Below are 25,716 nucleotides of genomic sequence, written 5' to 3' on the forward strand. Positions count from 1 at the left end.
TGCGCGGCCCCGGAGCGACCTGGGGCCGCGCACCTTGAATTGCAACTTTTAGGAACAGCATGATCACATACGTGCTGCGGCGCCTCGGCGCTGGCATCATTCTGGCGGTTCTGGTCACCTTCATCACTTACCTCCTTTTGGCACCCTCCTTCGAAAAAATTGTTAGGTCCATTCTGGGCACGGCTGCCACAGACGCAAACGTTGCAGGGAGAATGCAGAAACTGGGTTATGACCGCCCCGTCGGGGTGCAGTATCTGGACTGGTTGGGCGGCGTATTTAAAGGCGACTTCGGCCGTTCGCTTTTCACCAGTGAATTAGTAGGACCGGCGGTCACTCAGCGGTTGGGCGTAACCCTGTCCATCGTGCTGCCAGCGTTGGCGATCACTGTTTTACTGAGTATCGCCCTCGGTGTCATCGCTGCTGTCCGGGGCGGAACAATTGACAAGATCTCCCAAGGTGTTTCCCTTATTGGCATGCTCGTTCCGTCGCTACTGCTTGCCATTGTTCTGGTGCTGATCTTTGCAGTAACACTGCGCTGGTTGCCCGCGACGGGGTATGCAGCGCCCTCTTCCAACTTCGACGGCTACCTGCGTACAGCGGCGATTCCGATTTTTGTTTTGCTAATCGGAGGCGTTGCCAATATGGCAGCACAAGTCCGCGGGGCGATGATAGGCGAGCTTCGTAAAGACTACGTACGCACACTCCGCGCGAGGGGTATGAAAAACACAACCGTTGTCATGCAGCACGCACTTCGCAACGCGGTCGGCCCGGCTGTGACGGTGCTGGGGCTCGAGTTTTTAGCGATGCTGGGCGGCGCGCTTTTCATAGAGAAAGTGTTCGCTCTTCCTGGCTTCGGAACATACGCATTCTCCGCGGCGCTACGGGGGGACGTGCCCGTCGTCATGGGGATCACAGGTTTCACTGTTCTTCTGACCGTCACTATCAATCTCCTCGCTGACCTCGTAAATGGATGGCTCAACCCGAAAGCGAGACTTCAATGAGTGTCGAGCAGCTGACAGCCGACCCCGACCTTGAAGCATCTGCAAGAACACCACTATGGAAGCGCCTGGCTGGCGACCCTCAGGCGGTGATCACCGGGGCGATCCTGACGGTGATCGTGTTGGTCGGATTCCTCGGACCATTTTTCTGGACGCACGACCCCAACGCAGCAGATTTGAACTACGCTAACGCCTTACCGGGTGACCCAAACCGGCCCTTGGGGGGTGACCAAAACGGGCGGGACATTCTCGCCCGTCTTCTGGCGTCCACCCAGACCAGCATTATCGCGGGCTTGATTGGCGTGATAGTGGCACTTCTTGTCGGAGTCACGGCAGGGCTCGTGGGCGGATACCTCGGTTCCAAGACATCAGCTGTCACCGAATGGCTGTTCAACCTGGTCATGACCTTCCCGGGTATTCTCCTCCTAATCCTGTTGATGCCGGTCACGGGCGGCGATTACCGCGTCACCATGGTGATCTACGGCGTACTGCTGTCACCTGCCATCTTCCGCATTGTCCGCGGACTTGTTATTGCAACCAAGGGGGAACTCTTCGTCGACGCAGCGCGGGTGTCAGGACTCACGGACACACGCATCCTCGCCCGGCACATCCTGGCCGTCATCCGCGGCCCCATCATCGTGGCTTCTGCTTTCCTGGTAGGTACCGCCATTGGTGTGCAGGCAGGCCTCGCATTTCTTGGGGTAGGTTCCAGCGCCGTTCCGAGCTTCGGGTCTATGGTCTCTGAGGGCTTTACCAACCTATACCTTCGGCCGATGCAATTCCTGTGGCCCAGCATCACGCTGGGACTGATCACTGCCTGTCTCATTCTGTTTGGCAATGCGCTTCGAGATGCCCTGGAAGGCGGGCAGAAGAACGTCGGTGGCAGAAAGTCACGCCGTCCCGCGTCCTCGGCAAGGCCTCTCGAACCCATCCCTTCCGAGGAAAACGCGTTGTTGGTGGTGCGGGATCTACAAATCGGGTACCCCGCGTCCGACGGAACCGTCCGCCCTGTGGTCAAGGGAGTCAACTTCACCCTAAATAAGGGCGAAATTCTGGGCCTCGTCGGGGAGTCTGGATCGGGAAAATCGCAAACAGCCTTTTCGATCCTTAAATTGCTTCCTGCGGAAGCGGTCATCTTGGGCGGGTCGGTTTGGTTCGATGGCATCAACCTTCTGGAGGCCTCAGAACGGGATATGCAAAAGATCCGCGGCCGTCGTATTGGATATATTCCCCAGGAACCGATGTCCAATTTGGATCCTTCCTACCGAGTGGGCGCGCAGCTTGTGAAGTCTGTTCGGGCTACCACAGGGGTTGACCGCAAGGAAGCAAAAGCACGGGTCATGGAGTTGCTGGAGCGCGTCGGGATTGCTAACCCGGAGCGGGTGTACCGCTCGTACCCCTTCCAAATTTCGGGTGGCATGGCTCAACGTGTCCTCATTGCAGGTGCCGTTGCCAGCCGTCCGGCACTTCTCATTGCCGATGAACCAACCACAGCTCTTGACGTGACGGTCCAGGCTGAAATTCTTGACCTTCTCCGGGACCTGCAAAAGGATCTGGACCTTGCAATCATTCTTGTTACTCACAACTTCGGGGTCGTCGCCGACATCTGCGAGCGAATAGCCGTTATGAAAGACGGGCGGATTGTGGAAACTGGTGAAGCCGTGGACGTGTTCGATAACCCGGCGTCGGCCTACACAAAGTCACTTTTGGCCGCAATTTTGGACGAATCCACCGTTCGCGCTGATAGACCAGCCGCACTAGCGCAGAAGCAGGAATGATGAACCCTTTACTGCAAGTTAACAACCTGCACGTCGCCTACCCCAGTAAGAAGTTCTTCAAACCCGCCCTGGAAATCATTCATGGGGTGTCCCTCGATCTGGCCCCAGGAGAGACCCTGGGTATCGTGGGTGAATCAGGCTCCGGGAAAACCACCATCGGCCGCGCCGTTCTCGGTCTTGCACCTGTCACCAAGGGAAGCATTGAGTTTGAGGGTAAGGACATTTCCCATGCCGGCAAAGCAGAACGGCGGAAGATCGCACGCGATCTTCAGGTCGTGTTTCAGGATCCCTACAGTTCTCTAAATCCAGCTATGGCCGTCGGCGACATTCTCAGCGAACCGCTGGTAACGCTCGGCGCGACCCGCGCTGACGCACGCAGGCGGGTGCGGACGCTGCTCGATCAGGTCGGTCTTCCCCACGACGCCGCTGACCGGCTTCCCAGGGAATTCAGCGGAGGGCAACGCCAGCGCGTTGCCATCGCCCGGGCCCTCGGCCCCAAGCCCAGGCTCATTGTCTGCGATGAACCTGTCTCCGCGCTGGACCTTAGCACGCAGGCACTCGTGCTTGAGCTGCTCTTAGACATACAGCGCGAGACCGGCGTGGCATACCTCTTCATTTCACATGATCTCGCCGTCGTACGTCATATCAGTCATCGCGTGGCTGTGGTGTACCGCGGTGAAATCGTCGAGACTGGCCCGGCCGAAGACGTCACGTTAAAGCCGGAACATCCCTACACCCAGAGGCTGTTGCTTGCCGCTCCCATCCCCCATCCGGTCCAGCAGGAGCGGCGCCGCGCCGAACGCCTTCGGCTTCGTGAACAGCAACGGGAACAGCACGAACAGACCGCAGTAGGCCTAAGCCGCGCCTGAAGCCAGAAATCTGTCGTGGAGCTGCAATCCCGGGTAGCGAAAACAGTAGCCAATATTGATTTTCCTGTCGGCTAACAGGCACTTGCTAAAACTCCCATCGGGCCATGTTTACTTCGATATCGTTCCATGGCCACCGCCACCTGTTGGGTGTTACGAACAGCTCCCCGGGGCTCCGTGGCTTCGAAAAACCTGCAACACCTACTACCCAAGGAGATTTATATGAACAGCTTTCCCGATGGATTTCTTTGGGGGGCCTCTACAGCACCCCACCAGGTAGAAGGCAACAACGTCAACAGTGACTGGTGGGCCAGGGAAAGCAAAGTTCCGGGCATGGAGCCCAGCGGCGACGCGAACGACAGCTACCACCGATACCGGGAAGACATCGCACTCCTGGCTGACGCCGGACTCAACACCTACCGCTTTGGTCTCGAGTGGGCACGGATCCAACCCCGGCCCGACCAGTTCTCACGAGCGGAGCTCGCCCACTACCGCCGCATGATCGAGGCGTGTTTCGAGTTCGGGATTACTCCCGTTGTTACCTTGCACCACTTCTCCAACCCGCAGTGGTTCCAAGAAGAAGGGGGCTGGCGCAGCCCGGGTGCCACGGACCGGTTCGCAGCGTATGTTACCGAAGCATCAACAATTTTGGGTGGCGTTGAATGGGTCCTTACCATCAACGAACCGAATCAAATGGCAATGATGGTCATGCTCCAGGAAGCGGCCAAAAAGGGCACGCTTCAGAAGTGGCAAAGCCCAACGGTCCAAGGAGAACCGGACCGAGCGCGAATTGCAGCAAGTCTTCCGATTCCGGAACCGGAATACGGGGAGCCTTTCATCAGGGCTCACCACGGCGTCCGTGACATCGTGCGTGAGCGCACAGGAGCAAAGGTTGGTTGGTCCATCGCCAATGGAGCTCTGACCTCCACTCCGGGAGATGAGGAAAAATTCCGCGAGGTCCTTTACAACTTCGAAGACATGTACCTCCACGCGGCCGAAGGGGATGACTTCATCGGTGTACAGTCCTATTCGAGCCAGGCAGTGGATAAAGATGGGCTCGTCCCGCATCCCGAGCACCCGGATAACACCCTCGTTGGTACCTCCTACCGTCCCGACGCGCTGGGCATGGCAGTTCGCCACGTAACCGATGTAACGGGGCTCCCGATCCTGGTTACCGAGAATGGGATTGCCACTGCGGACGATCGGCGCCGTATCGCCTATACAACCGAGGCCCTTCGCCACCTTGCCGATGCTATGACCGACGGCGCAGACGTGCGCGGCTACCTGCACTGGAGCTTGCTGGACAACTACGAATGGGGCCACTGGGGACCAACGTTCGGGCTCATCGCCGTTGACCGGGATTCCTTTGTCCGTTCTCCGAAACCAAGCTTGGCTTGGCTCGGAGAAACTGCCCGGACGCGTGGCAAAGCCATTCTTCCGTAGGTTTCAGTATCAGCAAATAGAGTTTTGCCCACCGCCCTCTCCTTGGTGCCCAACAGGCCGGCCCACAGCCGACGATCCTGAAGGCCACCAACAAGGGCTGTGCGCAACTTAGCGGTTAGTCGGCGGCAACTGACGGCGGGGCGGGTTGGTCAGACCAATCGCGGCATTAATTCACACGACAGAAGAGGACTATGTTGGGGACCAACGAGGACCAGCTCCTGAACCTTCCGGTAAGGCGCAACTTTCTAGACCCTGCCCGATTCCAGTCGCCGCAGGTGACCGACCGGCCCGGAATGCGCTGGTGGTGGCAATCGCAGGTGAGCCCGTCGGAACTGGTAAGAGAGCTGAGAAGCATCGCCGAAGCAGGGTTTGGCGAAGTTGAAATTGCGTTTTCCCAGGGTTTCTGGGCAGACGAGGCGCAACGGCACGCGCTGAGTGCTGTGCTGGCAGAAGCGGACAAGCTCGGGATTGGCGTGGCAATGACGCTGGGTGCAGAGTGGCCCGTCCGCACACCTAACACCACAACCGGCACAAAACACGCCGCCCAAGAGCTTCAATACGGCGTCACTCGACTTGGGGATAGCCAGGCTGTCGTTCCGATCCCGCCGACCTTCGACGACCCTCACTGTTCCCGGGCATCGCGGCTCCTAGCTGTGACCGCGGCAAGGGTGGTCAGTTGGGGGGACCCCCCTTCCATAGTCCCTGGGAACGAGCACTACGGACCGAAAAGAATCATCCTTCCCCCTGAGCAGTCGACGGTCTTAGACACATCGTCGCTGGTAGACATCACCCCCCAGGTAACGGGAAACACCATTGAATGGCTTCCGCGCCCGGGCGATTGGGTGTTGTTCGCTTTTTGGATTCGAGACAGCGAGCAGGGCGCCACCAGCTTCCTTGACAAGGATGCCGCTTCTGCCGCCACGGAGTACTTGGATGAGCACCAAATTGGAGCGGAGAACTTTCCGATGCTCCGCCGCGTTGGTACCGAGCTTTTCGAAGACTCGCTTGAGCTCAACGCAGACTCCTTGTTCTGGAGCCCCAGTCTTCCTGATCGTTTCCTTGAGCGGCACGGCTACGCCATAACGCCTTACCTCCCCGTGCTCTTCGCGCATGGGATGTGTCGGTACTGGGTGCCTAACGAGGAGCCAACTCCGGACTATGAGCTGAATGACTTGCAAGGTGCCCGGATCCGTAGCGATTACTACCGATTAATCAGTGACCTTTACATCACGGATCACCTCCTGCTGTTCCAGCGGTGGGCGACCACCCACGGGCTTAGGCACAAAGCCCAGGTAGCTTACGGTCAAAATCTAGAACCGGTGCGGACCAATCGTGAGTTTGTCCGCCATGGAGGTCGGGCAGAAGGAGAGTCCTTAAACTCGGGCGATCGCGCTCCCCTATCCAAGGACCACCCCAATTGGCGCTACGCCCTTGACTGGCAGCGCGCCCTGGTCGGTGGGGCCCACCAAGGCGGCACAAACCGGATCAGCACTGAGCTTGGTGCTCAATTCGGGGCTGCCTATGCACTCACCCTTGGAGATCTGAAGCAGATGCTCGACAAGGAGTGGGCTGCCGGAATTACCAAGCCATTCGTGCACGGCTTCGGAACGCAAGAGCCGGACGCTCCCTGGCCAACACAGAGCCGATTTCAGGACTACGTATCGGACACGTGGAATGACGTTTTCTACCCTGAATGGAAGCACTGGCGGCCGCTTACCGACTACTGGGCCCGAGGAACTGCGGTGCTCGAGACAGGTGTCCCGCGAACTGACGTCGCAATTTACCGCGACGGCTTCCTTACCACTGCGGCCCGTGGTTTCGGCGACGTAGACTTCACCGCACCGGGCTTACTAGCCGACACCGAGGCGCTGGAGCGTTCCGGCTATTCTGTCCAGTATCTTGACCCGATCGGACTTTCCGAAGCATCTGCTGTCGGAAACGGAACCCTTTTTCCGGACGGTCCCGCTTATCAGGGGCTCGTAGTTGAGGAGCGCGCCATCACGCCCGAAGCAGCGGAAGCGATCCATAAAGCAGCCGCTCGGGGACTGTGCGTGGTGTTCGTAGGCGAATCTCCCACCGAGGACTCCGGTTTCGGTGGCAATGCCAAGCGCTCGGAACGAGTGAAAGCGGCGGTTAACCGGGCCCTCGAGCTACCGACGGTAACCACTGTTGGAGCGTTTTCCGAGACTGCACAGGCACTAAGCCAACTTGGTGTTTCGCCTCGCGTATCTTGGAACGGCCCACCTCTGCTTACGCAATTGCGGGACGCCGGCGACCGGCGCTACATCCTGGTCTACAACCCAGAGGCCGAGCAGCACAGCGCGAACTTGTCCATTGAAGGGACAGGCGCCCTGCGCGAGCTGATTCTGATGTCTGGCGAGACGGTTGACATCAATTCAAAATGTGATGCGAGCCGCACCATACTCTCGCTGAGTCTTGCTCCCCTCGACCTTCGAATCTTTGAGCTTGATCTTGAAGCGACTGGACAGTGCACGCAGGAAACGGCACCTCAAGGCCGGATGAGGCTTGATGTCAGCGACTGGCGTCTCAGCGTGCAATCCGTCGAGGAAGGAGGTACCCGGACCATAGAGCTTGACGGGCAGGGCCCAGCCGACTGGCGCACGGTCGACGAGCTTGCCCGCATTTCCGGGACAGGCCTTTATTCGTGCCGGGTTGCGGCGGTTCCGAAGGGTTCCACCGGCGTCGTTCTCGAGTTCGGTGAGCTCGCTGGATCGGCGACGGTTCGTATTGGCAATCAGACCTTCGGCCCCGCCTACGTCTCCGGGACCGTCCTCGAGCTCGGCGACGCATTGGCAGGTGGTGAGGGCACACATGTCCAAATAGAGGTTCGCACCGCTCTGCGGAACGCGGTCGCTGAGACAGGCCGACTCCGAGGACCTTTCGGGCAACCCTGCCCGCATGGACTTGTTGGCCCCGTGAAGTTCTTCGCAGTCGGTATCAGCCCTGGCAGCTAATCGTCGTACTAACTCATCGCCTGGGGGGGACGAGAACGCTGCCTTGGCCGTCACATAAACAGTGGCGCCGTGAACCTGCGGCTTACCGCGGATCAGTAATCGGCTCGTCGGTCACGGGAAATGGGATCAGGGAGTGTGCAGTACAGGCTCCGCCAGTTCGGTCTGAAGAAGCCCTAGCCGAACAGGACCGCGGCTTCGTCGTAGCGGTTTTGCGGAACGGTCTTCAGCTGGCCCAGGGCTTCCTGGAAGGCCACGTGGCGGATGTCCGTTCCCTTCAGTGCCACCATGGTGCCCCAGTAGCCTTCCACCACCGAGTCGATGGCGGCCATGCCGAGCCGGGTGGCCAGGACCCGGTCGAAGGCGGATGGGACGCCGCCGCGCTGGATGTGCCCCAGGATGGTGGCACGGGTTTCGATGCCTGTCCGTGCTTCGAGTTCTGGGGCCAGCTGGTCGGCGATGCCGCCCAGGCGGGGACGGCCGAAGGTGTCCAGGCCGCGCTCGGAGTGGGGGCTTTCAATGTGTTCCGGAACGAAGCCTTCGGCCACCACCACCAGGGGTGCGCGGCCGCGGGCGTGGGCTTCCTTCACCCATCGGGTGATCTGCTCGATGCTGACTTTCTGCTCGGGGATGAGGATGGCGTGCGCGCCGGCGGCCATTCCTGCGTGCAGGGCGATCCAGCCCACGTGGCGGCCCATGACTTCGGCGATCATGCAGCGGTGGTGGGATTCGCCCGTGGTGCGGAGGCGGTCGATGGCTTCGGTGGCAATCTGCACGGCGGTGTCGAAACCGAAGGTGTAGTCCGTGGCGTCGAGGTCGTTGTCCACGGTCTTCGGCACGCCGACGATGTTCAGGCCCACATCGGTGAGCCGCTTGGCCGCGGCGAGCGTTCCCTCACCGCCGATGGCGATGATCGCGTCGATGCCGAGCCGGTCCATGTGGGCCTTGATGGTTTCGGGGCCGCCGCCGTTTTCGAACGGGTTGGTGCGGGACGTGCCTAGGATGGTGCCGCCCTGCTTGGCGATGCCGCGGACCATGGTGCGGGGGATCTCGATGATGTCGCCCTCCACCACGCCGCGCCAGCCATCCCGGAACCCGACGAACTCGTGCCCATGATCGGCGATGCCCTTCAACACGGCGCCGCGAATCACGGCATTCAGTCCGGGGCAGTCGCCACCGCTGGTGAAGATTCCAATTTTCATAATTTCCGCTCGAATCTTTGCAGAGGGGGTTTACAGCAGAAAGCCACGCTGGGCTCATTCAAAAGCCTGAGGCAAACGTGGTCCTCGAGATGCCATTACTCGTATGTGCAGGACCCAGTCACCGGTGTTTGTGATGTTCCTACGCTGGGTCGGGGGCACTGCCTATTCAACAAAGTCCCGGGGGCGACGCGCGTCGGCGAGGGGTTTATGTGGCTCTTGAGCTAGTTCATACCTGAAGTACGGCAGTAGATTCTGATGGGAATCATGTCCTGCCGCTACGAAGACCGGGGCTTCCGGTTTTCCGGCCAGGGGCCGAGCTTCTCCTTGTTGCTCGCGAGCTCGCCGGCGCGGGTCGAGTCGGCGAGGTCGCTCACCTTGTGCACCTTCAGGGAGTTCGTGGAGCCGGCTTTTCCGGGAGGCGATCCGGCAGCGATGACCACCAGGTCGCCGTCTTCCACCAGGCCCATTTCCTCCAGGCTGCGGTCAACCTGGGTGGTCATGGCGTCGGTGTGGTCGACCATCTGCACCAGCACCGGCTGGATGCCCCAGGTGAGGGCCATCTGGTTCCAGACCTGCTCCACCGGGGTGAACGCGAAGACCGGCTTGATGGGCCGCAGGCGGGACAGGCGGCGGGCCGAGTCGCCGAACTGGGTGAACGCACAGATGTACTTGGCGTCCAGCTGGTCCGCGATTTCGACGGCGGCACGCGTGATGGCGCCGCCACGGGTCCGGGGCTTGGTGCCCAGCGGAGGGACGCGCTCCAGGCCGTGGACCTCGGTGGATTCAATAATCCGGGCCATGACCTTGACCGTTTCGATCGGGTACTTGCCCACGCTGGTCTCACCGGACAGCATGACGGCGTCAGCACCGTCCAGGACGGCGTTGGCGCAGTCGGAAGCCTCCGCACGGGTGGGGCGCGGGTTGTCGATCATGGACTCGAGGACCTGCGTGGCCACGATGACCGGCTTGGCCCAGCGGCGTGCCAGTTCGATGGCGCGCTTCTGCACGATCGGCACTTCCTCCAGCGGAAGCTCCACACCGAGGTCGCCACGGGCCACCATGATGGCATCGAACGCATCGATGATCTCCGGCAGCTGCTCCACGGCCTGCGGCTTCTCGATCTTGGCGATGACCGGCACGCGGCGGCCTTCCTCGTCCATGATCTCATGCACCCGGGTGATGTCGGAGGCGTCCCGGACGAAGGACAGGGCCACCAGGTCAACGCCGCGGCGCATCGCCCAGCGCAGGTCGTCCTCATCCTTTTCGCTCAGCGCGGGCACGTTCACGGCCACGCCGGGAAGGTTGATGCCCTTGTTGTTGGACACCATGCCGCCGACGGTCACCTCGGCGACGACCTTGACGTCGTCCACTGCCGTGGCACGCAGGGCCACCTTGCCGTCGTCGATCAGCAGGGCGTCGCCCACCCGGACGTCCTCGGTGAGGCTCTTCAGGGTGGTGGAGCAGATTTCCTGGGTACCGGGGACGTCCTCGGTGGTGATGGTGAAGATGTCACCCACAGCGAGGGCGTGCGGGCCGTCAACGAAGCGGCCCAGGCGGATCTTGGGACCCTGCAGGTCGGCCATGATCGCCGCAGGTTTACCAAGCTCTGCTGCTGCCTTCCGGACGTTCTCGTAGGTGTTGTCGTGCACGGTGTAGTCGCCGTGGCTCATGTTCATGCGGGCGACGTCAACGCCGGCCTCCAGCACCGCGAGAGTGTTCTCGTAGCTGGCAATTGCCGGGCCAAACGTGGCCACAATTTTTGCGCGTCTCATGGAATACCAATCAGTTCTTTTTTATGTCAAGTTACTGGCGGTGAGGTAGAGGCGGCGGTGACGGCCGTCAGTTGTACTTATAAGGTTCTTCAACTGGCGCCGGTAAGACTCCGCCGAACGCAACGTCAACGCTTTGAACCCCTGTCGCCCAGAAATGGACCACACTCAGGCGATGGGTGCACCCACTTGCCGCGTATCCGGTTCACGTTGAAATAAAGGATCATTCGCTTCGGGAGCGCTTCTGCGTTCCTCGTAGGAAGGGCAAGCAGGGGTCCTCTACGAGTGGCTTGAGGCGGTGGCCCTTCCGTTACGTACCAATGGCTGGACTCAGCGGGTGTAAAAGCCCGCGTAAGAACGGTATCTGCTGAGGACCCCGTCGTGGTCTTCTGATGCAGCCCGCTCAACGGTGTCCAACGGCCATTCGGGGAAACGGCCTGAAAGAGCAGCCACCGCCTGGCGTGCTGCTCCGTCCGCGACATATTCGCCAGGCTGAGGAACAATAATCTGAGTTCCCAAGAGCCGCACCGCAACTTCCTGCACGGCGGCAGACTGAGCGCCGCCGCCTACCAGGATGATTCGTTGGGCGTTGACGCCATGGGCCTGCAAGGCAGCCAAACCGTCGGCGAGGGAACACACAACACCTTCGACGGCCGCACGAGCCAGGTTCTCGCGGGTGTAGTTCGCACGGGTGATGCCATGCAACGCGCCAGTCGCATCGGGCAGGTTCGGGGTGCGTTCGCCGTCGAAATAGGGCACAAGGGTCAGCCCTCCCGCCCCCGAAGCGGCCGACAGCGCCAGAGTGTTGAATTCCTCCAATGTGACGCCCAGCATTGTGGCCGTGGCGTCGAAAACCCGAGTGGCATTCAAGGTACATACCAGGGGCAGATAGTGACCGGTTGCATCAGCGAACCCAGCTACCAGGCCCGAGGGGTCAGCGGCGGGCGTCTCACAGACGGCGAATACGGTCCCTGAAGTGCCCAAGGACATGACTACATCTCCCAGCCCGGCGCCGGCTCCCAATGCGGCGGCAGCGTTGTCTCCCGCTCCCACAGCAAGGAGGATACCGTCCCGGGTCTTTCCCGCCGCCTCAAGCGGACCAAGGACCTTGGGCAAGACTGGCAGGTGGCCGAGTGAGCCTGACACGACGGCGGGAAGGTACTGCCCGGCTGCCGTCGAATAGTAACCGGTGCCGGAGGCATCCGAGCGGTCGGTCACGAGCGCCCGCAGACCTTCAGTGCCGCTGCCGGGACCATACCCGGCAAGCCGCCAGGTGAGCCAGTCATGCGGCAGGCAAACGGCGGCGACCCGGGCTGCGTTCTCCGGCTCATTTTGCGCCAGCCAGTGCAGCTTGGTGAGTGTAAGAGATGCCACCGGGACCGTTCCGGTGGCACCGGCCCAGTATCCTGCTCCGGCAACGGGGTCACCTCCACCGGCAAACTTGATCAGCTCGGCTGCCGCCCCAGCGCTACGTGTGTCGTTCCACAGGAGTGCGGGCCGGACCACGGCCCCGTCGGCATCCAGGCAGACCATGCCGTGTTGCTGCCCGGCGATGGAGACCGCGGCGACGTCGTCCAGGCCGCCCGCGCCGGCGATGGCCTCCTGAAGGGCATCCCACCAACGGTCCGGGTGGACTTCAGTGCCTTCGGGGTGGGAGGACCGGCCCTGGCGGACGAGTTCTCCGGTGTCCGCGTCGCGGATGACTACTTTGCAGGACTGGGTGGAGCTGTCTACTCCTGCTACTAGCGGCATAGCGGTTCTTTTCTTTGTGTGGAAGATGGAAATGCTGCGGAGCCTGCATGAACCGCAGACCCCGCAGCAGGACTATGGGGCTTAGCGGGCACCGAGGAGGTGTTCGATGGCGAGCTGGTTGAGCCGGACGAACGCGAAGGAGCGCTCGGCGGCCTTGTCGGCGTCGAAGTCCTCAAACGCGGCGGCGTCTGTGAGCAGGTCCGCGGTGCTTTCACCGGCGGCGAGGGTGGACTCGCCGAGTTCGAAGACGCCGGATGCCTTGAGTGCTTCCTGGACCTCGAAGTCTGCGCGGAAGGCCAGTGCGCGTTCCTTGAGCAGGAGGTACATCGCCATGTTGGCCTTGGCGGATTCCCAGACACCGTCGTAGCCGTCGGTGCGGGAGGGCTTGTAGTCGAAGTGCCGCGGACCGTCGTACTTCGGACCACCGCCCGGGAAGCCGTTCTCGAGCAGGTCCACAGTGAAGAAGGCGCTGGTCAGATCGCCATGGCCGAAGACCAGGTCCTGGTCGTACTTGATGCCGCGCTGTCCGTTGAGGTCGATGTGGAAGAGCTTGCCCGCCCAGAGGGCCTGGGCGATGCCATGGGTGAAGTTCAGCCCTGCCATCTGCTCGTGCCCGGTTTCCGGGTTCAGGCCCACGATGTCGCCGTGCTCGAGCTGGGCGATGAACGCCAGGCCATGGCCCACGGTGGGCAGGAAGATGTCGCCACGGGGCTCATTGGGCTTGGGCTCGAGGGCAATGCGCAGGTTGTAGCCCTTGTCCTTGATGTAGCCGGCGGCGGTGTCCACGCCTTCCTTCATCCGGTCCAGGGCAGCGGCAAGGTCCTTGGACCCGTCGTACTCGCTGCCTTCCCGGCCGCCCCACATGACGAACGTTTCGGCGCCAAGCTCGGCGGCAAGGTCGATGTTCCGCAGGACCTTGGACAGGGCGAAACGGCGGACCGAGCGGTCATTGGACGTGAAACCACCATCCTTGAAGACAGGGTGGCTGAACAGGTTGGTGGTAACCATCGGCACCTTCAGCCCGGTTTCCGCCAGCGCCGAGCGGAAGTTCTTCAGGATCAGCTCCCGCTCCGAAGCCGAGGCGTCGAACGGGACCAGATCGTTGTCGTGGAAAGTGATGCCGTAGGCACCAAGTTCGCTGAGCCGGTGCACCGCTTCGACAGGGTCAAGGGCCTTACGGGTGGCCACGCCGAACGGGTCGGCGCCGGTCCAGCCGACCGTCCAGAGACCAAAAGTGAACTTGTCGGCGGGAGTGGGGGAAAGAGTCATAATGCGTCCTTGCAGTTGAGGCGCCGATCACAGCGCTATAGTTTATTGCCTGAACTATATGGGTCGAAGTAGGCTGTGGTCAACACCCGGCGTGCAGGGACGGTATTTCTAGTGGAGGAGCGTCTGATGGCAATGCGTGCGTCAGGTATGGTCCCGCCCGCTGCGTCAGCGCCGGGCAGCATGATGAGTGTGCGCAGGAGCAATCTCGCTCTGGTCATGAGCAAAGTGGCCGAAAGCTCCTCGGACACGCATCTGACTCGAGCGCAGTTAGCGTCCATCACCGGGCTAACGAAGGCCTCGATATCTAGCCTGGTACTCGACCTCTTGAACATCGGAGTGATCCGAGAATTCGGGTTGAATCCGCGGGGTGATCGTGGTCGGCCCGGTGTCGGGCTGCAGCTAAACCCAAGCCAGGCCGTAATGGGCTTGGAAATCAACATCGATTACATTGCAGCTGCTGTAACAGACCTGTCGGGCACGCTGCTGGTGCACCGCACTCAAGAACGCAATAACAGAAGTAGCCTTTCCGATCCTCTGCTGCAGGATCTAGCCGTGCTTGCCGCCAGCGTTGCAAGCGATGTGCGCGCCCGGCAGGTCAGGATATTGGGTGCTGGTTTGGCCGTCCCAGGATTGATAGATGCTCAGCGGGGGGTCGTGATGTCCGCTCCGAATCTCGGCTGGAAAGACGTCCTATTAGACCTCGATGCGATCGGACCGGGTCTGCCACTGGGAGTCACACTTCACAACGAAGCCAACGCATCGGCATTGGCTCACTTGCGGCAGGGAACCGGCGCAGCCCAGGACTTTCTCTTCATCTCGGGCGAAGTCGGCATCGGCGGCGGATTGGTTGTCGGCTCGCAACTCTTCACGGGGCCGGGCGGCCACGCCGGCGAGGTGGGTCACGTCATCGTGGATCCTGGCGGTGCCGATTGTTCTTGTGGCGCAACGGGATGCCTCGAAACTATCGCGGGGCAAGACGCGATATTCGCTGCTGCGGGCCTTCTGCCACAAACCTCCCACGCCGACATCATGGCTGAACTGCTGCGGGAGTTGGCCGGAGGCGTGAAGGACGCTGTTTACGCTGTGCACCGCGCGGGATGGTACTTAGGTGTCGCGCTGGCTTCGACAGCGAAGATAGTAAGCGTCAACTCGGTAGTGCTGGGCGGTCATTTTGCCATCCTCGCCCCATGGCTCCGGTCATCGCTTCTTACCAGCCTCGCCAGACATGCTCCGGGAAGATTTTCGCCAGAACAAGTCGAGGTATCCATCTTTGGGAAGACCGCAGCCTTGCGTGGTGCCGCCGGCAGCGTGGTCCGCGCGGTGGTGGAAGCACCACACCGGCTGTCGGACGGGTGACTTTCGTTCGTTCGGTAGCCACGTGGCGTTTGCCTAACGTGTAAGGGGAATCAGCCCTAAAACGAAACCGAAGCACGGCGGCTTGAGGCCGCCAGTTAGGACTGTCAATGACATCGATCGAACTGACGGCAGGAGACTACCGTGCGGTTGTTGACACGCTCGGGGCCACACTTTCGTCGCTAACGCACCGTTCCAATGCGATGATTCTTCCGCAGGTACCTGGGAAAAAGACTGTGGATTACCGAGGCGTGGTCTGTGTGCCCTGGCCAAACAGAATGGCAGATGGCAGCTACACCTTTGAAGGGAAACGCTATAACGTTCCCATCAATGAGTCGGCGCAAGTAACCGCACTTCACGGACTGGGCTATGCGCGTGAATGGGAAGTTTTGCGCAAGGACTCCAGTGCAGTGGTCTTCGCGATTCAGTTTGGCTCAGACCCCGGATACCCCTTCCAGGTCCAGGTTCAGGCGCGATACAGCCTCTCGGAGGCGGGTCTTACTGCGCAAATTCACGCTGTGAACAACGGGTCAGCATTGGCTCCCTATGGCTCTTGCCCTCATCCATATCTCGTAGCTGGACAGGGAACCGTCGACGATTGGACTCTTCATCTTGATGCCGAGCAGTACATGAAAGTATCGCATAAGCGTCAGCTGCCAATTGGACTGGCCGACGTCCACGGGAGTTTCTTCGATTTTCGAGCCGGACGAAAAGTTGGCACCACGGAGATCGATCACGCGTTCACCCGAGTAGCTGCGACCGATGGCCGCTGTGAAGCGAGGATCACTGCCCCGAACGGCGAGGGAATTGTCATGTCCTGGGATTCCGCCGCCAAGTGGGTTCAGCTGTACACCGCTGATTCCGTCGACGGGCTCCCCCGAGCGGGTTTGGCAATAGAGCCAATGGATTGCGCGCCGGATGCTTTCAACTCAGGTCGTGATTTGGTCGTCCTTCCAAGCCAGGGAGTCCATACCCTTTCGTGGACTCTGGAGGCTATCTAAACGGGTGCAGCACGTAAGCCAGCCGCTCGGGTCCCCCTATCTGCTGGCCTAGGTGGTTAGGCCGGGAACTACGCGCAGCATACCGTTGCCCATCTCAGGGCCAGGCATCTCCGAACCTCCGAGCTGCGCGCGGAGCTGGCCTAAAGCCACATTGGCGAATACGCTCATGTCGGCTTCTACCGACGTAATTCGTGGCACCCACAAACGCGCGATCTGCGAGTTGTCCACGCCGATTACGGATATATCCTCGGGAACGCTTTTCCCGAGCCGGGTACAGGCGGAAAGCACTGCCGCTGCGACTTCGTCGTTATAGGCGGCGATGCCCAAGGGCACTCTTCCGAACTTCTTTATCTGTTCGGCTGCCCCATCAACGTCCAGGGGCACATCCATGCGCAGGGGTGCAGCGAGTCCGCGTCTGCTGCAGGCGCCCTCAAGGGCAGTCCAACGACCTGCTCCATAAGCATCATTCTTGTCGCCGTGCAGGGCGGCGTACACAATCTGCCTGTCACCCCTGCCGCCGAGTTCCTGGACCTGCAAATCGCCGATTGCTACGTCTATCGTCATGCCGTGGTAACGCACGGGGTGCTCGATGTCGGGAACGACAGCGACACCGTGCGATTGCAGAAGCGCCTTGTGCTTTGTCGGAAGAGCTCCGAGTTCAACGACTGCAAGGGGTTGCAGTTTGAGGAGGGCTGAAACTGTGGAGCCGGCGTCCTCGTCGGCGATTCTAAGCACCACGTTGGCATCCGGTCCGGTCAGGCTTCGAGTCAACGTCTCAATTGTTTCCTGAAGCCGCATACCACCGATGCTGACTTGAGGCAGCAACACGACGATGGTGTCGCTGCGCCCCCGGACCAGGCTTCGGCCTGACGCCCAAGGCGAATAGTTCAGCTCACGGGCAGCTTTTCGAACTCGCGCACGGGTTGGTTCGGGAAAGCGTTCTTCACGTCCGGACAGAATATGACTCACGGTGGCACGTGATACACCTGCGCGGGCTGCGACGTCAGCAGCCGTCGCCGGGCGAACTTTCTCAAGTGAAGTCATCTCAACATTTTTGCATACAGGGGGCGCCAACCGACGGGGATCGACGGCTGAAAGTAAAGGGAGCCTCTTGACAGTTTCCCCGAGCGCTGAGCTATAGTCTCTGCTATCACGTGATACTAACCACACGACAAGGAAGTCAGAAATGATTGATAGCGGTACTCCCGAGTGGCTCGGCACTCCCGCCGTTGCGGCAGTGGATGGCGCTGCTGCCATCGGTACTCAGGTGGCTCTAGCCCCTGAACCTGAGGCCAAAGCTCCCAAGAAATACGTCACACTTCTTACTCTCGCCATGTTCGGCAACTTCATGGCGATCGTGGCTCCAATCGCATTTTCGCTCTCAGTCCGAACGGCGCAGCTTGAGCCAGCTCATCAGAGCTGGGTGGGATACGCCGTTTCCGCCGGCGCGTTCGCCGGCGTTGTTTTTGGGCCGATCGCGGGCGCCCTGAGTGATCGCACCCGCTCCCGTATTGGCCGCCGTCGCCCCTGGATCGCGTCATGCCTCGTAATCGGTGTAGCCGGGCTCCTGCTTGCTGCACTTGCTCCAAGCTTTGCGGTCTTGATCGTGGGCTGGTGCCTGGCGCAGCTCGGACTTGGTACAGCGCAGTTGCAGTTGCTGAACACAATTGCTGACCGGGTCCCCGAGAAGCAACGCGGGCGCGTCTCAGGGCTCACGGGCGTCGCGCAGTTGATTGCCGGCGTATTTGGGGCAGCCGTCGCAGCTTCTTTCGTGTCCAACTCTGTTTTGCTGTTCTTGGTTCCTGGAGGAGTCGGGGCACTCCTGATGCTGGCGTTCGTGATCTTCATTAAGGAGCCCGATACCCGGAGCACTGACTTCGGTCCCCGCCCGTCGGCTCTGATGTTACTGAAAAACTACGGCTTCAACGTTCGTAAGTACTCCAGCTTCGCCTGGAATTGGCTCGGTCGCTTCCTGTTCAACTTTGGCGTTTCGCTTGGAACGGCCTTTGGCGCTCTGTTTTTCGCTACCCGGCTGGGCATGGGCGTTGCAGAAATTGGCGGGATCGTCGCCTTGTCAGGCCTGGTTGGTGTTGTGTCCAACGCCGTGGCTGCGGGCTTCAGCGGATGGCTGTCGGACAAGGTTGGTCGGCGGAAGCCCTTCATTCTTGCATCCGGCTTCATACTCGCTGTCGGCGCCGGGATCAGTGCCGTCGCAAGCGATGTCCCCTTGCTGATGGTCGGCCTCTTTGTACTGAATTTCGGTTTGGGATTGTTCTTCGCCGTGGACCAGGCCCTTTACATCACTATCCTTCCTGAGCGTGACACCGAAGCGGGCCGATTCGTTGGGATCAACCAGTTTTCCACCCTGCTGCCCCAGGTCATTGCGCCTGCAGTTGCTCCCACTCTGCTTCTCGTTGGAGGCACCGAGGCCAGCGGCAACTTCGGCCTGCTCTATATCGTGGCTGGCGCTTTCGCTGCAGTGGGTGGAGTAGTCATCACCCTCGGCGTCCGCAACGCGAAGTGAATTGACTCAGGTCCAAACGCGACTCGCCAGAGATGCACACCTCCCCTGAGAGGGGAACTGAACTACCGCCGTGCGCCAAGCCTTGTAACAAAGTGTCTGACCGCATCCCCTGCTCTCCGAGCATCAACTCTCGGTTTTGACACCCGATCCATCATTTTAAGGAAGCATTACCATGGGTATTCACCCCACGCCGCACGAGCGCGCAACCGCGCTGCTTGCGCAAATGACCGTCGAGGAAAAGGCGCAGCAGGTGTCTGCCTTAATGCCAAATTTTCTTTATGGGCCGACAGGGCTCGACGAGAAGGCGATGCAGAAGCACATCGGGAACGGCATCGGTCATTTGTCCAATGCCGGTGCACTGCCAGAGCCGACCGCCCTGGCAGCAAGGAACAACGGAATTCAGCGTTTCCTTGTCGAACGAACTCGTCTTGGAATTCCTGCAATTTCTCACGCAGAAGCCCTTAACGGATTCCTGGCCCCCGGCTACACCTCGTTCCCGACTGCCATCGGTCTCGGCGCCTCTTGGAACCCTGAGGCGATCCAGGAGATGGCAGACATTATTCGTCAGCAGATGCGATCCGTAGGGGTACAGCAGGCATTGTCGCCGGTCATAGATATCGCGCGTGATGCGCGCTGGGGCCGTGTGCACGAAACGTACGGGGAGGATGTTTATCTGACCAGTGCCATGGGTGTGGCGTTCGTGCGCGGTATTCAAGGATCGGAGTTGTCTAATGGGGTCCTCGCCACCGCGAAGCACTTTTTGGGCTACTCGATGACCGAAGGTGGGCAAAATATGGCTGCTACCACTATCGGGGCCCGTGAGCTCTATGACGTTTATGCCACCCCGTTTGAGGCCGCAATTAAGCTGGCTAACCTGGGCAGCGTAATGAACTCGTACTCAGAAGTTGATGGAGTCCCGGTTGGGGCAAGCCGGCAGCTGCTCACTGACATGCTGCGTGGACGTATGGGCTTCGACGGGGCCGTTGTCTCTGATTACAGCACCGTCGAATGGCTGGCCACGCGGCAATTCATTGCCGAGAACGCCCAGGATGCTGGGCTCCTCGCGCTCGAAGCAGGTCTCGATGTGGAGCTGCCCACGATCATTGGATATGGGCACCATTTGGTCGACGCGGTGGCTGCAGGCCGGTTGAAGGAAGCAACCCTTGATGAAGCCGTTCTTCGCGTTCTGGTCGATAAATTCAAGCTGGGCCTGTTCGAAAATCCTTACGTACGCGAAGACGCAGGAGAGCTGCAGTCCCTCGCTGCCAGTGGCAAGGAGCTCGCGAAGTCAATTACCGAGGAATCGATCACTCTGCTAAAGAACGAGGGCGTACTGCCAATCTCCAAATCGAAACGGGTGGCTGTAATCGGACCGCACGCCGAGTCCTCGCTGATCAATTTCGCTGCCTACACGCACCCGGCATCCATCGACATGATGAAGGGCATGGCGACCGGTGAATCGCGCATGGCAGGGGTGGGCGGAATGATGGAGCTCAGCCCGGAAATGGAAAAGGCCCGGGCAGCGAACTGGGCACGGGCAGCCGCTGTTGACACCAACGCGGTAGCCCGCGACCAATACGATGCATTGAGCCTTAGTGAGGCAATACGCGAAAGCATCGGCGAGAACCAGGTTACGAGTGTCACTGCCGTCGGCGTGACCGAGGATGAACCCCGGGACATAGCCGCCGCTGTCGCCGCCGCCGAGGAATCCGATGTGGTTATCCTTGCCATTGGCGGCAGGGCTGGTTGGTTCGGCACCAAAATCACCGAGGGTGAGGGCACAGACATCGCCCACATCGAACTCTCCGGCCCGCAGGTGGAATTGGTGAAGGCGCTCTCAGCCACAGGGACTCCCCTGGTGGGGGTGGTCTATCAAGGCCGACCTTACGCGCTGACCGAGATCGACCACTTACTGTCCGGTCTCGTCGTAGCCTATTATCCGGGACCCGCAGGTGCCCGTGCCGTCGCCGGTGTGCTGTTTGGGGATACCAATCCCAGCGGCAGGTTGCCGTACACCATGCCCCGGGCAACCGGGCAGGTACCGATCTACTACTCGCAGCATCACGGCAGCGGCTATCGGCGCAGCGATGCAGATATGTTCCGGGGATACATCGACCTCGAGCACACGCCTCTGTACCCGTTCGGACACGGACTGAGCTATACAGCTTTTGAGTACGGGGACGTGAGCGTCAACGCAGAGGAGATCCCCGCCCAGGACGGGCGCATCGTCGCAAGCGTAGCTGTGACAAACGCCGGCGATCGGGACGGCGTCGAGGTTGTTCAGCTTTACGCTTCTGTACGCGTTCCCGGCATCACCCGCCCGGCGCTGCAATTGGTCGGTTTCAAGCGTGTGCAGCTGCATCCTGGCGACAGCGCCACCGTCACCTTCGAATTCGACACCAGCCTCCTTGGTTACAGCGGGATCGACGGTCGATTCACCCTGCAGCCCGGAAACCTGGAACTTATCGTTGGTCGAAGCTCGGCCGACGATGTCGGTCGAACCCACGTCAAACTGGTTGGCCAGGCGGCAGACCTTGAAGGGCGCCGCAGCTACCTCAGCGAGGCCCGGGTGACCGTGGAGACAAAGGTCAGCGAACTGGTGCCCTGACCGACCATGCCGGGCGCAGCGGTTCTGGCGCGCGCAGGAATGCACGCGTCAGAACCGCTGGCACCCCGGTGCACACGGCTTCAAGGATGCACCTTCCAATAGCCGTCTTCCGTTTTGGAATAAGAAAGAAAGCAACAATGCCAGCCACAAATGACTTTTCAAGCCCCGGCGTGGTTGATGTCTCGGTCCAAGATCCTGCCCAGATCGACAGCAAGCTGGACAGCGCCGTACATGTCGTCAAGCCCGCAGCAATCCGTCACAGGACAGGAATTCTGATTACTCGGACAAGCCCGGGCCAGTATGTAGTTCGGGCGCATCCCGCTGTTCCGTTCGGCCTCATCCGCCAGCGCTACGCGTAGCTTCATCGCCAGGATCCAGCAACAGGGCTGCCCAAATTTAGGATGCCAAGCACCTCGGCTTGCTGTCAGTATGCCGTCCACGCCAAAGGACTTCTTCCGCAGGCCATCCCGGGAGGTCCTCGTCCCTAATCGAAAGACATTCAGGTGGAACCTTCCAATCACATCATCCATTCACCGCACTGGTCACAACCTCAGCGCGTATACCGAGTCAGTGGATGCAGCGAGATTTCCAAGGGCGACTACATCGAGGCGCGGATTGCCGAAACCCTCTTCTTTTCCGGACGGATCGATGATATTCAACCCGCCATGGACCTCTTCTGGGTCATTACTGAACAGGGCGCACGTCAAATAGTCGAATTCAGTGAGTTTGACGTATATCTCCGAACATGACTCAATCCACGCTAGAAAAGAGAGAAAATGCAGATCCAAGCAGGTCAGGTTGCCGTCATCACGGGTGCCGCGAGCGGAATCGGGTACGGGTTGGCAGAGGCACTCGTGGATAGAGGCGTATCAGTAGTCCTCAGCGACGTAAGGGCCGAAGCGGTCCATAAAGCCACCGAGCAGCTCACCGCCCGGGGAGCCCTGGCAATCGCCGTGGTCACGGATGTAACAGATCCCGACTCGGTGGACGCCCTGGCCGCCCGAACGATGGAGGCGTTTGGGCGGGTTGACCTGGTGTGTAACAACGCCGGGGTTGTCTCGCCCGCGGCACCGACGTGGGAACAACGACTGGACACATGGCGACGCATGATCGACATTAAACTGCTCGGTGTGGTTCACGGGGTGAGGTCGTTCGCGCCGCATCTTCTCGCTCAAGGCCGAGGACATATCCTTAATACGGCGTCGTCAGGAGGCCTTGCGCCGCTGCCCGATCGCACTCCATACTCCGCCACCATGCACGCTGTCGTCGGAGTGACAGAATCCCTTGATATCGAGCTCAGGTCTACCGGACGTGGTGTTGGTGCCACCGTTCTGTGTCCGGGCCTTGTGGACACTCCCCTTGGAAACAACTCTGCGACCTTGGGAATTATCAACCGCCAGCCGAGCGCGGATCCCAATCTGATGAAAAAATTGGCTGCCTCACATGGTGGCATCATTACGGCCCGTGCTGCAGCCGAAGCCGCCCTGAACGCAATCGAAGCTGACAGGGTCCATGCTGTGCCGGGCGGTGGAGTCTTTGAACGGGCAGAAGCAAGAATGCATGCACTCCTCGCTGACGCAGCCCACGACCGGTTCAGCGACCACGCATCAGCCTGACACAACAGGTGACCTTACGGACCGAAGAGCGCCGGGGCAGCGATCCATGCCGTGCCCCCAGCAGCCCGGATGGCACCGATCGACGGGCTCTAGGGGCTCGACCCGGATGCCGGACCAATGGTCCGGCATCGGCCTGCCAAGTGTTCCTTGATCAGACAGGGCCGATTTCCGATTGTTGTCTTTCTTCCGATCCATAAGCACATTGGTGGTCAGCAACATCTTTGATAGTAGCGGCGGTGGGAGTGCCCTGGTTTTTTGCGAAGCCAGATTGACGCGGACGGACGCTCAGGCGGACTTGCAGGAATTCGTTAAACAGAGAATAGGAATCTCATGGCAGCAAAGGCAGATCAGCAGGGCTCATTAAGATGGGGAGTCGTAGGAACGGGCTGGATCTCTTCCATGGTTGTTCCGGACCTCGTATCCTGCCCGAACGTCTCGGTCGAACTCATCTACAGCAGGGATATTACTAAAGCCCAAGCATTTGCTAGCGGTGTTTCAGGAGCCAGGGCCACGAATGATTACGAACAACTCCTGGCCGACCCCGTCGTGGACATCGTGTATATTGCAACACCTATTTCGACACATTATGAGTTGGCACTCCAAGCGCTCTCGGCTGGGAAACATGTGCTGATTGAAAAGCCTATGGCGCAGACAGCCAGTGAGGTTGAGGAGCTGTTCCGTACCGCCGGCGAAAAGAATCTCTTTCTCATGGAGGGCATGTGGACAAAGTTCAACCCTGCTTTTATCCGGATGACGCAGGAAATCGCTTCAGGTACGATCGGTGAACCCCGCAGTTGCAGGGGGATGTTCGGTATTCCACTGCCGGAAGAAAACCGCAGCCGATGGGACGTCAGGCTCAGCGGCAGCACACTCCTGGACCAGGGAATTTATCCAGTTACGCTCGGACACGTAATCTTCGGGCCACCTGACTCGGTCCACGCGGTCGGAACAGTTCGCCCCGACGGCCTTGACCTCGCGGAGCACTTTACGTTGGAATACAGCGATGGACGTTTTGCCCAGTGCGCGACGTCAATGAAGGAATTCGCTGACCTTTCCGGCGCGGTCAATGGAACCAAGGGCTGGATCGAATTGCCCGGGCCTTTTTGGTCAACCACATCTTTGCGGATACACGCAGGTTCATGGCAAAACATCATCCATGACCCAACGCAAGTCGACCTCCCCCGCGAAGGAAACGGCTACATTCCAATGCTACGGGCGGTAAGCGATGCCGTCCGGGCAGGCCTTGTGGAGCACCCGGTCCACTCGGCAAGAGACACGATTATGGTGTTTCGGACACTTGACCAGATCCAACAAGCTATCGGCGCCTGTCGGTGAACAAATTCGTCCCTCATGAGGGACGCGGCCTGCTTCAGAATTTGGTCGACGATGTGTTTGATCGTGCTCGGCGTGCGCTCCTCTGATGGGCTTCCGCGCCCGTCACTGTGCGGTCGCAGAGGCGACGCTCCATCCCCCAAAGAAGGGCCCGGCTAGGAGCGCCAGGCCAGGGAACTACTCTCAGGACTGTCATGAGCAACCACTTTCACAGCGACCCAGATACGGGAAAATCCAACGCTGCCGTGAATGATGCCCTCCAAGAGGTCGAACACCAACTAAGCATGCTCTGGCGGCGTGCCCGTTCCATGTCACATCAGTTGTCTCGTCAGGTACACCCCGATGTGGAACCGGCTGCGTATGGGCTAATGACCTTCATCCGCCAGGAAGGCGACATCCGCCTAACAGATCTTGCCGCTATCGTCGGCATTACCAAGTCCTCCGCTAGTCGGCAGATTGCCCTACTTCAGAGTCTCGGCCTCGTCGAGAAGAAAGCCGACGCAGCAGATGGTCGTGCGCAATATATCGGCCTAACGGAAAGAGGTGAAGAAAGAATGCATGAAGTTCAAAATGCCAGGAGTAATGAGCTTCTTGCGCGGTTCGCCGAATGGCCGCAGCAGGAAGTGCAGACGCTGGCGGGCTACCTGAACAGACTCAACGCCATGCACATGGACAAACTGTCTTCCGAAAAGTACCGCTGCAACGATCAATCTCGTGAGTCCGTGCCTGCCGGGGGCTGAGACGCCTGTGCCGTTCGCAGTCCCCTGAACCGGCCGTGGGCCGGTCTGGCCGCCGGCGCCGGGAGACATCAACATCAGGCCGAAGACTAATCGACACGCCTGCGCACTGCCGTTTCCGCGGCCTGTTGAACGAACTAGAACTAGCAGAAGCGCTTTCGCACGCTGTTCTTAGATGAACTCCCTGACGGCGGTGTTCTCCAAGGGCTGTGATGGGTCGCGGGAAAGCTACTTCCGAAGGTGCGGACCGGCACCGGTTCAGAGCGAACTCTAACCAGCGTCTATTCCTGCCGAAGAAACCTCTGTCTTGCCTGGCCGTTCGAGGTGGGCCAGAGAAGCGCCTCCAGACTTCTCTTGCCCCACCCTCGGTCGGGCCCAATAGGACAGTTGAACCCGTTAGATCTCTCTCTTGCGATCTTTCCTTTCCCTAACCCCAACGCTCCGGCTCAGGAGACGAGATGACCAACTCAACACCAGCGGTGCGAGAGAACTGGAC

The 25,716-nt window shown here is 60.2% G+C and carries 18 protein-coding genes; 13 read left to right on the plus strand and 5 right to left on the minus strand.

Features of this window, described 5'->3' with window-relative positions; translation table 11 throughout:
• Window positions 1–59 precede the first annotated feature (59 nt).
• From QRN53_RS12560 to QRN53_RS12580, 5 genes are all read left to right on the plus strand, one after another.
• On the plus strand, window positions 60–1,001 hold the full coding sequence (locus QRN53_RS12560) for an ABC transporter permease (protein ID WP_285244177.1): 942 nt from the start codon (window positions 60–62) through the stop codon (window positions 999–1,001).
• A complete protein-coding gene (locus QRN53_RS12565; RefSeq protein ID WP_285244178.1) occupies window positions 998–2,776 on the plus strand; it encodes a dipeptide/oligopeptide/nickel ABC transporter permease/ATP-binding protein in 1,779 nt (592 codons plus the stop codon). The genes QRN53_RS12560 and QRN53_RS12565 overlap by 4 nt, the downstream gene beginning before the upstream one ends.
• A complete protein-coding gene (locus tag QRN53_RS12570) occupies window positions 2,773–3,645 on the plus strand; it encodes an ATP-binding cassette domain-containing protein (protein WP_285244179.1) in 873 nt (290 codons plus the stop codon). The genes QRN53_RS12565 and QRN53_RS12570 overlap by 4 nt, the downstream gene beginning before the upstream one ends.
• Window positions 3,646–3,864: 219 nt before the next feature.
• Complete coding sequence (locus QRN53_RS12575; protein WP_285244180.1) at window positions 3,865–5,085, plus strand: glycoside hydrolase family 1 protein; 1,221 nt, start codon at window positions 3,865–3,867, stop codon at window positions 5,083–5,085.
• A 191-nt stretch (window positions 5,086–5,276) separates the two neighbouring features.
• Window positions 5,277–8,060, plus strand: coding sequence for a glycosyl hydrolase (locus QRN53_RS12580; protein ID WP_285244181.1), 2,784 nt, complete (start codon window positions 5,277–5,279; stop codon window positions 8,058–8,060).
• A 173-nt stretch (window positions 8,061–8,233) separates the two neighbouring features.
• On the opposite strand, the gene QRN53_RS12585 is transcribed toward QRN53_RS12580, so the two are convergent.
• The 4 genes from QRN53_RS12585 to xylA form a co-directional block, all read right to left on the minus strand.
• A complete protein-coding gene (locus tag QRN53_RS12585; protein ID WP_285244182.1) occupies window positions 8,234–9,259 on the minus strand; it encodes an ATP-dependent 6-phosphofructokinase in 1,026 nt (341 codons plus the stop codon).
• Window positions 9,260–9,534: 275 nt separating this feature from the next.
• Window positions 9,535–11,031 (minus strand): pyruvate kinase, encoded by a 1,497-nt coding sequence (gene pyk / locus QRN53_RS12590; protein ID WP_285244183.1) that lies wholly within the window; start codon window positions 11,029–11,031, stop codon window positions 9,535–9,537.
• Between the two features lie 327 nt (window positions 11,032–11,358).
• Complete coding sequence (gene xylB / locus QRN53_RS12595; RefSeq protein ID WP_285244184.1) at window positions 11,359–12,780, minus strand: xylulokinase; 1,422 nt, start codon at window positions 12,778–12,780, stop codon at window positions 11,359–11,361.
• A gap of 81 nt (window positions 12,781–12,861) precedes the next feature.
• A complete protein-coding gene (xylA, locus tag QRN53_RS12600; RefSeq protein ID WP_285244185.1) occupies window positions 12,862–14,049 on the minus strand; it encodes a xylose isomerase in 1,188 nt (395 codons plus the stop codon).
• A gap of 126 nt (window positions 14,050–14,175) precedes the next feature.
• Here xylA and QRN53_RS12605 point away from each other — a divergent pair, with 126 nt between their 5' ends.
• Together QRN53_RS12605 and QRN53_RS12610 are read left to right on the plus strand one after the other, a co-directional pair.
• On the plus strand, window positions 14,176–15,405 hold the full coding sequence (locus QRN53_RS12605; RefSeq protein ID WP_285244186.1) for an ROK family protein: 1,230 nt from the start codon (window positions 14,176–14,178) through the stop codon (window positions 15,403–15,405).
• 107 nt (window positions 15,406–15,512) lie between these two features.
• Window positions 15,513–16,403: an aldose 1-epimerase family protein gene (locus QRN53_RS12610; protein ID WP_285244187.1), complete on the plus strand. Its 891-nt coding sequence runs from the start codon at window positions 15,513–15,515 to the stop codon at window positions 16,401–16,403.
• A 48-nt stretch (window positions 16,404–16,451) separates the two neighbouring features.
• Here the strand turns inward: QRN53_RS12610 and QRN53_RS12615 are convergent, their stop codons facing one another.
• Entirely contained in the window at window positions 16,452–17,447 is a 996-nt protein-coding gene (locus QRN53_RS12615; protein ID WP_285244188.1) for a LacI family DNA-binding transcriptional regulator, read from the minus strand.
• 142 nt (window positions 17,448–17,589) lie between these two features.
• On the opposite strand from QRN53_RS12615, the gene QRN53_RS12620 reads away from it, so the two are divergent.
• The 6 genes from QRN53_RS12620 (at window position 17,590) to QRN53_RS12645 (ending at window position 25,223) form a co-directional block, all read left to right on the plus strand.
• On the plus strand, window positions 17,590–18,927 hold the full coding sequence (locus QRN53_RS12620; RefSeq protein WP_285244189.1) for an MFS transporter: 1,338 nt from the start codon (window positions 17,590–17,592) through the stop codon (window positions 18,925–18,927).
• 172 nt (window positions 18,928–19,099) lie between these two features.
• Window positions 19,100–21,535, plus strand: coding sequence for a glycoside hydrolase family 3 N-terminal domain-containing protein (locus QRN53_RS12625; protein ID WP_285244190.1), 2,436 nt, complete (start codon window positions 19,100–19,102; stop codon window positions 21,533–21,535).
• Window positions 21,536–22,038: 503 nt separating this feature from the next.
• Entirely contained in the window at window positions 22,039–22,284 is a 246-nt protein-coding gene (locus QRN53_RS12630) for a hypothetical protein (protein WP_285244191.1), read from the plus strand.
• Window positions 22,285–22,311: 27 nt separating this feature from the next.
• A complete protein-coding gene (locus QRN53_RS12635) occupies window positions 22,312–23,151 on the plus strand; it encodes an SDR family oxidoreductase (protein WP_285244192.1) in 840 nt (279 codons plus the stop codon).
• A 330-nt stretch (window positions 23,152–23,481) separates the two neighbouring features.
• Entirely contained in the window at window positions 23,482–24,486 is a 1,005-nt protein-coding gene (locus tag QRN53_RS12640) for a Gfo/Idh/MocA family protein (protein WP_285244193.1), read from the plus strand.
• A 191-nt stretch (window positions 24,487–24,677) separates the two neighbouring features.
• Complete coding sequence (locus tag QRN53_RS12645; protein ID WP_285244194.1) at window positions 24,678–25,223, plus strand: MarR family winged helix-turn-helix transcriptional regulator; 546 nt, start codon at window positions 24,678–24,680, stop codon at window positions 25,221–25,223.
• The last annotated feature ends 493 nt before the right edge of the window (window positions 25,224–25,716 follow it).

The sequence above is a fragment of the Pseudarthrobacter sp. fls2-241-R2A-127 genome (assembly GCF_030209355.1).
Lineage (GTDB): Bacteria > Actinomycetota > Actinomycetes > Actinomycetales > Micrococcaceae > Arthrobacter.